Below are 13,278 nucleotides of genomic sequence, written 5' to 3'. Positions count from 1 at the left end.
CTGGTCCGCCGGGAAAACGGCATGCGGATATGACGGGCGCCGTCGTGCGGGGCCCGGGATGGCAAGACGGAAAACGTTTTCCTAAAATATTCAGATAGCATCCGCGTCGTCAAGAGAGAAATACTGGCGAAATCCATTGCTGAAAAGTCGTTATAAGCCGGAAAGGGCTTTAACCAAATTACCGCCTTGAATGTATGGGAGCGCTCCCGTTACCGTTTGGTTGTGGGTCCCGCGCCGGAATCCGCACCCAGCAGGGGAGACGTCATGAGAACCAGAGCCTTGCTCCTCGCCGTCGCGCTGGCCTTCACGGCGGGGGTGATCGCCACGACGACGGCACCGGCGCAGGCCGCAGCCGGCTGCCGGGCCGACTACGCGGTCACCAGTTCCTGGCCGGGTGGTTTCGGTGCCTCGGTCACCGTGACCAACCTCGGCGATCCGATCAACGGCTGGCAGCTGTCCTGGTCGTTCACCGCCGGTCAGACCGTCACCCAGCTGTGGAACGGCACGGTGAGCCAGTCCGGTGCGCAGGTCACCGTGACCAACGCGAGCTACAACGCGTCCCTCACCACCGGTGGCACCACGGCCTTCGGCTTCAACGGCGCCTCGACCGGCAGCAACCCCGCTCCGTCCGCCTTCACGCTCAACGGCGTGGCCTGCACCGGCGCGCCGGCCACGCCCACTCCGACCACGTCGTCGGCCACCCCGGCCCCGACCCCGACGACCAGCCCGCCGCCGGCCGGCCTGCCCTGCGACCTCTACGCCGCCGGTGGGACGCCGTGCGTGGCCGCGCACAGCACGACCCGGGCGCTGTTCGCCGCGTACACCGGCGCCCTGTACCAGGTGCGCCGTTCGTCGGACAACGCCACTCGCGACATCGGCGTGGTGAGCCGGGGCGGCCCGGCCGACGCGGCGACGCAGGACTCGTTCTGCGGCGGGACCTCGTGCGTCATCACCGTCATCTACGACCAGTCGGGGCGCGGAAACAACCTCGGCTACCAGGGCCCCGGCGGCGTCGGCGGCGCCGACACCGCGGCCGGCGCCACGCGCGAGACGGTCACGGTCGGCGGGAGCAAGGTCTACTCGCTCTACATCAACCCCGGCAACAGCTACTGGCGTAACGGCTCGGCCACCGGCATACCGACCGGCAGCGCGCCCGAGGGCATGTACATGGTCACCAGCGGCACGCACGTCAACAGCGGCTGCTGCTTCGACTACGGCAACAGCGAGACCACCCGGCGCGCGGACGGCGCCGGCGCGATGGACGCGATCTACTTCGGCACCAGTTGCTGGTTCGGCGGATGTTCGGGCTCCGGTCCCTGGGTCCAGGCCGACCTCGAGTACGGCCTGTACCCCGGCGGCAGCAGTTCCTGGAACCCCAACCAGCGCGCGTTCTCCAGCAAGTTCGTCACCGCGATGCTGAAGAACAACGGCACCTCGCGATTCGCCATCAAGGGCAGCAACGCCCAGTCCGGCTCGCTCGCCACGCTGTGGGACGGTTCCCTCCCGCGCGGGTACAGCCCGATGCGCAAGCAGGGCGCGATCATCCTCGGCAGCGGGGGCGACTGCTGCGCCACCAACACCAACCTCAGCACCGGCACCTTCTACGAGGGCGCCATGGTCTCCGGCTACCCGAGCGACGCGACCGAGAACGCCGTCCAGGCCGGCATCGTCACCGCCGGCTACCGATGATCCCGTCTCCGTGCGTCCCAGGGAGAGGAGTCTCTTCGCGTTGCTTCGCCTCCAAGGCGATCGGATGACACCCGGACGCGCCGCCCAGGACTTGAACGAGGCGGTCCGCGGGGGTGATCCGGCGAATCGACCGAAGCGCGCCGCCGGGGAAGTAGTTGTCGGCCTATCAGCGGACACCGTCGGGATGGCCCGGCATGCTCGAGCCGCCACCGCTGCTTCCCGAGGAGCCGCCCGCCATACCGGAGCCGTCCGCCTCGGTGACGATGTCGCTCTCCGGCATGCCGCCCGGTCGGCGGTCGGTCTCGGCCTGAGTCGCCGGGGCACCTTCTTCCTGCTTGTCCACCGGGTCGACAGGCAGCTGCCCGTCGCGATCGCCGTCATTCGTCGTCATGACCGTGCGCGTACCCCTGCCTGAGCAGTCCATGCCGGGCGTGGTGCTGCGGTGCCCGATCGAACGGTGTCCGGAGGGGTGCTCGTGTGCTTGCGCTCGCTGGCACCCGGCAGAGTGCGTTTCGCCAGCGCCAGCTGGTGGGCACCGCCGAGAACGCCTGTGCCGCCATCCGGTGCGGGCCGCGGACGTGGGGATGTCACTCTTGGACACCGCGAAGGCGATCATCGCCGGCTATCAGTCACCGACGGTCTGGGCCGCCATGGCGGTGAGGACTGTGCCCAGGTCTCCGCCGTCACGGCGTACCCGCCGTTGCCGGGCGGCGCCGGTTCCCTGCCGGCGCAGACGGTCGAGCTGGTCGTGGACGAGCCGGTCGTCGCCGAGCCGGTGGAGCGCCGGGGTGACCGCCGCTACGAGGTCGCTGATCACGTCCCAGGCCGGCCGCGCGCCGCTGCGGCCGGGGTGGACCAGCGTGCCGTCGAGGCTGTCGTGGGCGGCATGCCAGTGCGCCGCGGACAGCAGGCAGTCGCGTACCTGCCGGGCGCGTACCCCAGCCCGTACGTCGTCGGCCGCCGTCACCACCAACGCGCGGATCAGGCCGGCGAGTAACAGCACGTCATCCACGGTGGGACACACGTCGGCCACCCGGACCTCGACGGTGGGATAGGCGTCGGACGGGCGGGCATACCAATACACCATGTGCCGGTCCAGAACGGTCCCGGATGTGATCATCTCATCGACCGTGGCGTCGTACTCGGCGGCGTCCGCGAACAGCGGAGTCGGGCCCATGCTCGGCCAGCGTTCGAGCTGGGCGCACCGCCAGCTGCCGTAGCCGGTGTCCGCGCCCTCCCAATACGGTGAGTTCACCGTCATGGCCTGAATCATCGGCAGCCACACCCGCAGGTGGTTGCAGATCTGCACGGCCAGCTCCCGGTCAGGCACGCCGACGTGCACATGGCACCCGCAGCAGGCGGGATCCTCGGCGATCGGCCCGTAGCGGCGGACCATGTGCTGGTAGCGCGGGTCGTCGGGCACGGTCCGCGTCGGCTCGGCGACCGGGGTGGCGCCGATCGCGACGAGCCGGGCGCCAATGCTCTGGGCGGCCCGGCCGGCCTCCCGGCGGAGCCGGATCAGCGTGTCGCGCACCTCGGACAGCCCGGAGCACACGGGCGTCACCATCTCGATCATGCTGCGGCGGAACTCGGGCCGGCTCTGAGCGCGCGCCTCGTCCGGCAGCGCGGTCAGGACCCGGTCGGCCACGGCCACGTTCTCTCCCGTGCCCGGATCGATCAGGAGAAACTCCTCCTCGACCCCGACGGTCGGGGCCTCGGGCCATCGATGATTGCCCATGGAAACGTCCCCGTTCGCGCAGCCTCCCGGACGACGTCCCGAGTACCCTGCGGCAAAAACAATAACGTATTTGTCCGACATGGTGGATAAGGAGAACGCGGCTCCCGACCGGTGTAGCGGACCGATGGTGGGGTAGCCCTGGCCGAACACCTCATCGAGTACGGAGGACCCCTTGGCGAAAGACACACTGTCCCGATCCCTGCACGATGTCGGTCTGGCTGCCTGGTTCGGCGGCACCCTGGCCAACGCGGTCGCGTTGAATCCGGCATCCGCGCAGGCGGACACGGCCAACGGCACCGGCCGCGTCGTGAACACCGGGTGGAACAAGTGGACGCCGGTGAACGCGACCGCCATCGGCGCGCACTTGATCGGCAGCGTCGGTGAACTCGTCGGCAACCGGTCACGGCTGGTCGCTCAGCGCGGCGCCGGCTCGACCGCGCTGGCGAAGGCCGGACTGACCGCGGCGGCGCTGGCCGTCACCGGATACAGCCGGGTGCTTGGCCGGAAGGTGGCCCAGGAGGAGTCGGTGCCGGCACTGGCCGGTACCGAGCCTGCCGCGAGCACGCCCGGTGACGTGGCGAAGGCGCAGAAGCAGCTGTCCGCGCTGCAATGGGTCGTCCCGGCGCTCACCGGTGCGCTGATCGTGGTCAGCTCGCTGGCCGGAGAGCAGCAGCGAGCGAGTGAGGTGAAGAAGGGCTTCCTCGCCCGCTTCAGCCGCTGATCATCAGCAACGCGTCCGAGCAATCGTGGGCCCGGGGGAATAGCGCCGCGCGTTGCGGGCAGTCGGCGGGGATGAGCTCCTCCACCGGCAGCACGGGAAGACCGGGATCCGGGATCAGTCAGCCGCCGGACGAACCCGAGCGTGAGCTCGAGGAAGCGTTCGATCTGCTGGTCGACGAAGGGTCCACGCGGCTGGCCCGGCCGTGGTCCAGCCTGACCGTCACCGGCCTGGTGGGTGGGATCGATATCGGCACGGGTGTGCTGGCCTATCTGATCGTGCACCGTGCCACCGGGTCGACGGTGCTGGCCGGCCTCGCATTCGCTATCGGGTTTGTCGCGCTGGTGCTGGCCCGCAGCGAGCTGTTCACCGAGAACTTCCTGGTGCCGGTGACCGCGGTGGTCGCCCGGCACGGCACGCTCGGCGGGCTGGCCCGGCTGTGGGTAGTGACGCTGCTGGGCAACCTGGCCGGCGGGTGGCTGGTCGCCTGGCTGATCATGCAGGCCTTCCCCGAGCTCCACCCGACCGCCGTGCTGGCCGGCGCGCACTACGCCGAGCTGGGGGTCAATCTTCGCTCGTTCTGCCTGGCGGTGCTGGCCGGGATGGTGATCACGCTGATGACCCGCATGCAGCATTCGACCGAGAGCCTGGGCGTACGGCTGGTGCCCGCGCTGTTGTTCGGCGCGCTGCTGGCCGGCGGGCAGCTGTTCCACTGCGTGCTCGACTCGATCCTGATGTTCGCGGCGCTGATCGCCGGCGCGCCGTTCGGCTATCTGGACTGGCTGGGCGCCCTGGCGTTCTCGGTTGTCGGCAATGTCGTCGGCGGGGTCGGGTTGGTGGCGTGCCTGCGGTTGGTGCGGGTGCCACACCGGATCGCGGAGGAACGCCGCCGCGCCGGCTGACTCCAGCAAGGCATCGACATGCCACCGTCGCTGATCGCGGTGGCGCCGGCACCACCGGCCGAGGAGGGGCGCCCGGCACCGATACCTCGCTGCGCGAGCTACGGCGGTTGGCCGACACCGACGGCCTGACCGTGCGAAACATGGTGGTGCAGAGCCGCCAGCATCCGGACGCGGCCACCTACCTGGGTTCCGGCAAGGTCGCCGAGCTGGCCGGCACGGTGGAGCGCGAGGCCGCCGACGTGGTGATCGCCGATGGTGAGCTCAGCTCCGGTCAGGCGCGTAACCTCAGCGACCGGCTGGGCGTGCCGGTGGTCGACCGGACAGCGCTGATCCTCGACATCTTCGCCCAGTCTGCCCGCAGCGGCGAGGGGCGTCTGCAGGTCGAGCTGGCCCAGATCGCGTACCAGCTGCCGCGGCTGCGCGGCGCCGGCCGGGCGATGTCGCGGGTCGGTGGCGGCCGCGTGGTGGGTGGGGCCGGCATGGGTGTACGCGGGCCCGGTGAGATGCGCCTCGAGGTGCAGCGTCGCCGGCTTCGCCGCCGGGCCGCCGGCCTTCGGGAACAGGCCGCCGAGCTGGGCCGGCGCCGGGACCGTACGCAGCGCCGCGCTGGTCGAAGCTTTCCGCTCGACGCTGGAGGAGGTGGGCCGGGCGGACGTCGCCCGGCACGTGGTCGACGCCTCGGCGTGGCTGCTCGCCGTGCGCCGCACCGCCGACCAGGAGGCCCGCCGGGTGCTGTGGCGGCCTTCGACCGGCGTTCCTCGCCCGGTCCCACCCGGGCGAGGAACGGACGGCTCGGGACCGTTCAGTATCGCCGGCGAAGCACGATCAGGCTGTGTGCGGTCACCGGCAGGTTCTGCTGCGCCTTGATGTTCCCGCCGGCGAAGGCGAGCAGCGGGTCAACGGTGTTCGCCACGACCTCCCACATCTCCCCGAAGGCCTGCTCGGGCAGGACGAAGTCGACCTGGTCCGGCGACGCGTTGAACAGCAGCAGAAAGGAGTCGTCGAGGATTCGCTCGCCCAGCGCGTCGCGCTCGTGGATGCCCTCGCCGTTGAGGAAGACGACCATGGTCCGCGCCGAGTCCCGTCCCCAGTCGTGTCCGGCCATCGGCCGGCCGTCGGGGCGCAGCCACGCGATGCCGGGCAGGCCGGAGGCGCCGGCCGGCTCACCGGTGAAGAACCGCCGGCGGCGGAAGATGGGGTGGTCGGCGCGGAGCTGGGTGAGCTGCCGGACGAAGGTGGTCAGCACGTCGTGGTTCCGCGCATTTGCCCAGTCGATCCAGCTGATCTCGTTGTCCTGGCAGTAGACGTTGTTGTTGCCGCGCTGGGTACGGCCGAGCTCGTCGCCGTGCACGATCATCGGTACGCCCTGGGACAGGAGCAGCGTCGCCAGGACGTTGCGCTTCTGCCGCTCGCGCAGCGCGATGACATCCGGGTCGTCGGTGGGCCCCTCGGCGCCGCAGTTCCAGGACCGGTTGTGGCTCTCGCCGTCCCGGTTGTCCTCGCCGTTGGCCTCGTTGTGCTTCTCGTTGTAGGAGACGAGATCCTCGAGCGTGAACCCGTCGTGGGCCGTGACGAAGTTGATCGACGCTACCGGCCGGCGGCCGTCGATCTCGTACAGGTCGGAGCTGCCGGTGAACCGGGACGCGAACTCGCCGAGGCTGGCCGGCTCGCCGCGCCAGAAATCCCGTACGGAATCGCGGTATTTGCCGTTCCACTCCGTCCAGTTCGGCGGAAACCCACCCACCTGGTAGCCGCCGTCGCCGACGTCCCAGGGCTCGGCGATCAGCTTCACCTGCGACACCACCGGGTCCTGGTTGACCAGGTCGAAGAACGCGGCCAGCCGGTCGACCTCGTGGAACTCCCGGGCCAGTGAGGCCGCCAGGTCGAAGCGGAACCCGTCGACGTGCATCTCGGTCACCCAGTACCGCAGCGAGTCCATGATCAGCCGCAGCGACTCGTGATGGCGGACGTTGAAGCTGTTCCCGGTACCGGTCGTGTCGTAGTAGTACTGCTTGTCGGCGTCGACCAGCCGGTAGTACGCCGGGTTGTCGATGCCGCGGAACGACAGCGTGGGCCCGAGGTGGTTGCCCTCGGCGGTGTGGTTGTAGACCACGTCCAGAATGACCTCGATGCCGGCCTGGTGCAGGCTCTTGACCATGGTCTTGAACTCCTGGACCTGACCCCCGTCGCCGCCGAACGACGAGTACTCGTTGTGCGGCGCGAAGAAGCCGATGGTGTTGTAGCCCCAGTAGTTGGTCAGCCCGCGGTCGATCAGGCCGCCGTCGTGCACGAACTGGTGCACCGGCATCAGCTCGACCGCGGTGACGCCGAGCTTCTTGAGGTGCTTGATCATCACCGGGTGGGCCAGGCCCGAGTAGGTGCCGCGGACATCGTCGGGAATCCCCGGGTGCCGCATGGTCATACCCTTGACGTGCGCCTCGTAGATGACCGTCTGGTGGAACGGGATCTTCAGCGGCCGATCGTTTCCCCAGTCGAAGAACGGGTTGATCACCACGGAACGCGGAGTGTACGGCGCCGAGTCGACGCCGCGAGCCAGATAGGAGAACAGCGCCGGGTCCCAGGCGATCCGGCCGTCGACGGCCTTCGCGTACGGGTCGAGCAACAGCTTCCCGGGGTCACACCGCAAGCCTTCGGACGGCTGGTAGGGGCCGTGCACCCGGTAGCCGTACCGCTGACCCGGAACCACCCTCGGCAGGTAACCGTGCCAGACGAACGCCTCGCGCTCCGGCAGGTCGAACCGCGTCTCCACGCCGGCCTCGTCGAACAGGCACAACTCGACCCGTTCGGCCACCTCGGAGAAGAGCGCGAAGTTGGTACCGCCGCCATCGAAAGTGGCGCCCAATGCGTACGGGTGCCCGGGCCAGATCTTCATGGGGCCCTGGCTACCCCTTTCTGACGAGGTCAGACGCCCGCGTGACCTGCGTCATCCACCGCCGCGCGTGGCTCGCTGATGTGGATCCGTGGCGAGGCCGACACCCTCGTGCCGACCGAGGGCTCCCGCGGCCGGGCGGCCAAGCTACCGCTGCCCGGCCCGGCCGTTGATCTCCCGGTGGCCGTTCGGGCGAGGCGGGCAACCGACCGGTCACCCTTGCGGCAACTCATTCATAACCCAGGAAACGCTGCCGACGAGGCGGGTCACAGAGTCACCTCGTCGAAGGAGCAGCAGTTGAAGGGGAAGGTGCGCCTCCGGGCAGCCGGGGCGGCCGTCGTCACCTCGGCCGCCCTGCTATACCCGGGCACGGCGAATGCCGCCACCGCGACGTCGCCCAGCGATTACAACTACACCGCCACCGCGGCCACGCTCTCCGACGTCCGCCGGATCATCCGTGACGACGTGGCGGCGGCGGCCGGCTACACCGGCAAGGGCGTCGGTATCGCGCTCATCGACACCGGCGTCGTCCCGGTCGCCGGCCTCACCAGCGGGAACGTGGCCAACGGGCCCGATCTGTCGCTGGAGTCGCAGGTGCCGGGGCTGCTCCGCCGCGACACGTACGGTCACGGCACCCACCTGGCCGGGATCATCGCCGGCCGCGACGCCGCCGGCGGCACGTTCACCGGCGTGGCGCCGGACGCCAAGGTGCTCTCCATCAAGGTGGGCGCGGCCAACGGCGCGGTCGACGTCACCCAGGTGATGGCCGCCGTCGACTGGGTCGTGGCGCACCGCAACGACGATCCGGCCAACCCGATCAAGGTGATCAACCTGTCGTACGGCACGGACAGCACGCAGAGCTGGGTGAGCAGCCCGCTGAGCGAGGCCGTGGAGAACGCGTACCTGGCCGGGATCAGCGTGGTCGCCGCCTCCGGGAACACCGGCGGCAACATCCTGAACCCGGGCTCGAACCCGTACATCATCACCGTCGGGGCGACCGACCCGCTGGGCACCACCAACCCGGCCGACGACAAGGTCGCCTCCTTCAGCAGCCAGGGCGCCAACAACCAGGACAACGCGCCGGACGTGATGGCGCCGGGCCGCTCGATCGTGTCGCTGCGCAACCCCGGCTCGTACGCCGACGTGAACTACGCGTCCGCGCGGGTGGGTGACCGGTTCTTCAAGGGCAGCGGCACCTCCCAGGCCGCGGCCGTGGTCAGCGGTGCCGCCGCCGTGCTGCTCCAGAAGTATCCGACGCTGTCGCCCATGCAGGTCATGTGCTACCTGAAGGCCACCGGCACGGCGGTCGCCGGCTCGTACGCGCCGCAGATCAACCTGCAGACGGCGATCAAGTCCACGCTGACCGGGTGCAGCCAGAGCGGCAGCACGATCACCGGCACGGGCAGCATCCAGAAGGACCGCGGCACGTCTCAGGTGACCATGGGCGACGGCGTCGCGCTGACCGGTGAGCGGGACATCTTCGGCCCGCTGAGCACGACGACCTGGGCCGCCGCCAGCGCCGCCCGGACCTCGTGGAACGGCGGCGACTGGATGGGCCGCCCGTGGACCGGCACCGGCTGGACGACCAGCACGGACGGGCAGGCGAACTGGTCCGCGAAGGCCTGGTCGGGCAAGGCGTGGTCGGGCAAGGCCTGGTCCGACATCGCCTGGTCGGGGCAGACCTGGTCGGGCAAGGCATGGTCCAGCAGCTCCGGCGGCGCGCCGAACTGGAGCGGGGCGACCTGGTCCTCGTCCGGCTGGCTCAGCGCCGGCGACAAGGGTTGGTTGTACTGACAGTTTCTCCAGACGGTGGGTGCCCGGCGTACGGGCACCCACCGTCCGTCTTTCTTGGTGAAGAAATGCACTCGAAAACACTGGCGACGGCGGTCCGGGATGTCGATACGGCTGGCATGAGTTCAGTCGGCAGCGGAACTGGCGTTGACGCGCCGGAGCTGCGCCGGCTGTTGGATGATCTTGAGACCTATCAGGGTCATGACATCCAGGCCAACCTGGCGTCGGCCACGGCCATCGAGCGGGCGGCCCGCGACGGCGGAGACATCGTCCTGCAGCTGCGTGCCCGGCTCGTACAGGCCGACATGACCCAGCGAAACGGTGACCGCGGCGGCGCGGCGCAGGTGTTCCTGGAGGTCCAGCGGCGGGCGCAGGACATGCAGGAGCCCGCGCTGCTGGCCCGCAGCCATTTCCACCTGGCGTTGACGTACAGCTACCTCGGCGACCACGCGGCGAGCCTCGAGCATGCGATCGGCGCGGTGGAGCTACTGGACGATCAGGCCTCGCCCGGGCTGCGACTGATGTACCTGATCCGGCTGGCGAACGCCCTCGGCGACGCCGGATCGATCGATGCGGCGCGGGAGCGCTACCTGGAGGCGGAACGGCTGGCGATCTCGATCAACGACCTCACACGGCGGCTGCTGGTGCTCAACAACCGCGCGTACACCGAGTTCGAGGCCGGCGAGCTGGCGGCCGCCGCGGCCGTCGTGGAGCGCATGCGGCCGGTCGCGGCGGCGCTGGGACGCGACTTCCTCATCGTGGAACGCGACACCATCGCCAGCATCCAGATCGGTCTGGGGGAGTACGCGGCGGCCGAGCAGACCTTGCTGTCGGTGACCGATTCGCCGCTCTGGTACGAGGTGCACGATCTCGCCGAGGCGACCCTGACGCTGGCCGGCGCGCAACGTCGTCTCGGGGCGCTCGACCGGGCCCAGAAGAGCCTGGATCGCGCCCGCACGCTGGGCGAGGAGCGGGAGCTGACCGGCGTGCGGGTGCGGGTCATGGCCGAGCAGGCGGAGCTGTACGCGGCGGCCGGCGCGTTCGAGCAGGCGTTCGCCGAGTACAAGCGCTATCACGCCGCGGGCGAGGAGTTGCGGTCGGCGCAGCAGGAGGCCCGCGCGCACACCCGGCAGGTGATGTTCGAGACCGCGCAGGCCCGCAACGACGCGCAACGCTACCGCGAACAGGCGCTGCGTGATCCGCTCACCGGGCTGTGCAACCGGCGCTACGTGGACGACCACCTGCCGACCGCGGTCGCCCTGGCCGCCGAGACGCGATCGCCCCTGACCATCGCGCTGGTCGACGTCGACCACTTCAAACGCATCAACGACACGTTCTCGCACGACACCGGCGACGAGGTCCTGGTCGCCGTGGCGCACGTGCTGAGCTCCGTGCAACAGACGGTGTCGGACAGCGGCTTCGTCGCCCGCATGGGCGGTGAGGAGTTCCTGGTCGTGCTGCCCGGCGTGGCCGCCGGGCAGGCAGCCGGCCCGTTGGAGGCGCTGCGGAGGGCGATCGCCGGGCACCGGTGGACGCCGTTGACCGGCGATCTGCCGGTCACGGTCAGCATCGGAGCCACGACGACTTCCGGCGACGACGCTCTGACCACCCTGCTCGCCGACGCCGACCGCATGCTGTACGCCGCGAAGCACGCCGGCCGCGACCGCGTGATGGTGCTGCCCCGCGCGGCGTGATGCCCGGAACTCGACCGCTGCTACCCAGCGCGACAGTACGATTACCGAATGTTTCCGGGTGGATCGGACATTTCGCGAGGCCTTCACGGCGAACGCTGCCGAGCGGGGATCGCGGCCACCGCCGCGCTGGCCCTGGTGCTGGCGGGATGTGGCAGCCCGTCGTCCAAGAACGGGTCCGGTGCGGGCGGCACCGCCGAGATCACGACTCAGCAGAGCGCGATGGATCCGGACGCCAAGGGCCCGGCGCCCGAGGTCGCCGGCGCCGTGAAGGGCGGCACGCTGACTGTCTACGCCGAGGCCGTGCCCACGTCGTTCGACCCGACCGACACCTACTACGCCGACGCGACGGTGATGGAGAAGCTCTTCCTCCGCACCCCGACGCAGTACGCCTTGCGCGACGGCAAGCCGGTCCTGGTCCCCGACCTGACCGATCTCGGTGCCGTGTCGGCGGACAAGCTGACCTGGACCTTCAAGATGACCGGCGCCTACAAGTACGAGGACGGCACGGACGTCAAGGTCGAAGACCTCGCGTATGCGGTCAAACGGTCGTTCGCGCACGACGTCTACCCGGACGGCCCGACCTACCAGCTTTCCTACTTCAAGGACGGCGACAAGTACAAAGGCCCGTACACCGACGGCGACACGTTCGCCGGCGTCGAGACCCAGGGCACCGACACCCTGGTCATCCACCTGGCCAAGCCGTTCGCCGACCTGCCGTTCTTCATGGCCTTCCCGATGTTCACCCCGATTCCGAAGGCCAGGGACACCAAGCAGGAATACAAGAACCACCCGCTCGCCACCGGTCCGTACATGTTCGCCGAGTACGTCGCCGGCACCTCGCTGACGCTCACCAAGAACCCGCACTGGGATCCCGGCACCGATCCGGTCCGGCACCAGTACGTCGACGGCTGGAGCTTCCGGTGGGGCGGCGACGCGGTCTCGACCCAGCAGCGGGTGCTCAACTCGGCCGGGGCGGACGCCAGTTCGGTACAGGCCGAGGAGATCGACTCCTCGCTCATCCCGCAGCTCACCGGCGACAAGGCCAAGCAGCTGAGCACCGGTCAGAGCCCCTGCCTCTACGTGCTGAACATCGACACCCGCAAGATCCCGGACATCAACGTCCGGAAGGCGATCGCGAAGGCGATCAACTGGGACGCGATCTCGAAGGCCAACGGCAACAACCCGTACACCGCCCAGCCGGCCAGCACCTTCCTCTCGCCGAGCGTCCCGGGCTACGAGCAGTACCCGCCGTACCCAGACCTCACCGGCACGGGCTCAGGTGACCCCGAGGGCGCGAAGAAGATCCTCATCGACGCCGGCAAGCTCGGCTTCGCGCTGAGCTGGTACTACGACAACACCTTGCCGATCCCGCAGCAGCGGTCCGCCATCCGGGCCGACAACCTGACCAAGGCGGGCTTCACGGTGAAGGCGATCGGCGCCTCGTCGGCCGTCATCCGGGCCAAGGCCGGCGACTACAACGCCCCGGTCAACCTCGACCAGGCGCCGCGCGGCTGGTGCTCCGACTGGCCCACCGGCTCGAGCTGGCTACCCACCCTGTTCGAGTCGCGGGCCGTGGCCGAGGGCACCAGCTGGGGCATGCAGCAGGACAAGGCGCTCGACGCCGAGATCGAGGCGGTCGCCGCCCTGCCCGCCGAACAGGCCACCGGCAAGTGGGCCGCGCTCGACCGGAAGATCATGGGCCGGTACGTCGCGCTGCCCTGGTACTACGGCAAGACCGCGTTCGTGGTCGGCAGCAAGGTCGGCGGCGCCGAAGCGGACCCGACTCAGGGACAGCCCTCCTACCTCGGCATGTTCCTGCGCCGATAGCGGGCACCGAAAAGCCTCATGGTTGCCGT

At 69.7% G+C, this 13,278-nt stretch carries 9 protein-coding genes and 1 pseudogene; 7 read left to right on the top strand and 3 right to left on the bottom strand.

Translation table 11 applies throughout. From position 1 onward, the window contains the following. The first annotated feature begins 264 nt into the window (after nucleotides 1-264). The gene (locus ACQP2F_RS32260; RefSeq protein WP_433294107.1) at nucleotides 265-1,689 is read left to right on the top strand and encodes an arabinofuranosidase catalytic domain-containing protein; all 1,425 of its coding nucleotides are present in this window, start codon (nucleotides 265-267) and stop codon (nucleotides 1,687-1,689) included. A gap of 166 nt (nucleotides 1,690-1,855) precedes the next feature. Here ACQP2F_RS32260 and ACQP2F_RS32255 read toward each other — a convergent pair whose 3' ends face one another. Together ACQP2F_RS32255 and ACQP2F_RS32250 are read right to left on the bottom strand one after the other, a co-directional pair. Continuing rightward, a complete protein-coding gene (locus ACQP2F_RS32255; protein WP_433294105.1) occupies nucleotides 1,856-2,080 on the bottom strand; it encodes a preprotein translocase YidC in 225 nt (74 codons plus the stop codon). A gap of 234 nt (nucleotides 2,081-2,314) precedes the next feature. After that, nucleotides 2,315-3,427: a carboxylate-amine ligase gene (locus tag ACQP2F_RS32250; protein WP_433294103.1), complete on the bottom strand. Its 1,113-nt coding sequence runs from the start codon at nucleotides 3,425-3,427 to the stop codon at nucleotides 2,315-2,317. A 172-nt stretch (nucleotides 3,428-3,599) separates the two neighbouring features. Between ACQP2F_RS32250 and ACQP2F_RS32245 the strand changes: the two genes are divergently transcribed. The 3 genes and pseudogenes from ACQP2F_RS32245 to ACQP2F_RS32235 form a co-directional block, all read left to right on the top strand. Next, complete coding sequence (locus ACQP2F_RS32245; RefSeq protein ID WP_433294101.1) at nucleotides 3,600-4,148, top strand: hypothetical protein; 549 nt, start codon at nucleotides 3,600-3,602, stop codon at nucleotides 4,146-4,148. A 71-nt stretch (nucleotides 4,149-4,219) separates the two neighbouring features. After that, a complete protein-coding gene (locus ACQP2F_RS32240) occupies nucleotides 4,220-5,047 on the top strand; it encodes a formate/nitrite transporter family protein (RefSeq protein ID WP_433294099.1) in 828 nt (275 codons plus the stop codon). A gap of 140 nt (nucleotides 5,048-5,187) precedes the next feature. Then, nucleotides 5,188-5,589: pseudogene (locus ACQP2F_RS32235) on the top strand (GTPase HflX); the annotation flags it as partial. A 260-nt stretch (nucleotides 5,590-5,849) separates the two neighbouring features. Here ACQP2F_RS32235 and glgX read toward each other — a convergent pair. Further along, nucleotides 5,850-7,940, bottom strand: coding sequence for a glycogen debranching protein GlgX (gene glgX, locus ACQP2F_RS32230; protein ID WP_433294097.1), 2,091 nt, complete (start codon nucleotides 7,938-7,940; stop codon nucleotides 5,850-5,852). 294 nt (nucleotides 7,941-8,234) lie between these two features. On the opposite strand from glgX, the gene ACQP2F_RS32225 reads away from it, so the two are divergent. The 3 genes from ACQP2F_RS32225 (at nucleotide 8,235) to ACQP2F_RS32215 (ending at nucleotide 13,249) form a co-directional block, all read left to right on the top strand. After that, nucleotides 8,235-9,731: a S8 family serine peptidase gene (locus ACQP2F_RS32225; RefSeq protein WP_433294095.1), complete on the top strand. Its 1,497-nt coding sequence runs from the start codon at nucleotides 8,235-8,237 to the stop codon at nucleotides 9,729-9,731. Nucleotides 9,732-9,901: 170 nt separating this feature from the next. Then, nucleotides 9,902-11,422, top strand: coding sequence for a diguanylate cyclase (locus ACQP2F_RS32220; protein WP_433294093.1), 1,521 nt, complete (start codon nucleotides 9,902-9,904; stop codon nucleotides 11,420-11,422). A gap of 48 nt (nucleotides 11,423-11,470) precedes the next feature. Beyond that, nucleotides 11,471-13,249, top strand: coding sequence for an ABC transporter substrate-binding protein (locus ACQP2F_RS32215; protein WP_433294091.1), 1,779 nt, complete (start codon nucleotides 11,471-11,473; stop codon nucleotides 13,247-13,249). Nucleotides 13,250-13,278: the final 29 nt, after the last annotated feature.

It is taken from the genome of Actinoplanes sp. CA-030573 (genome assembly GCF_050951115.1).
In the GTDB taxonomy this organism is placed as follows: Bacteria; Actinomycetota; Actinomycetes; order Mycobacteriales; family Micromonosporaceae; genus Actinoplanes.
This window is presented reverse-complemented; position numbering and strand designations above follow the sequence as displayed.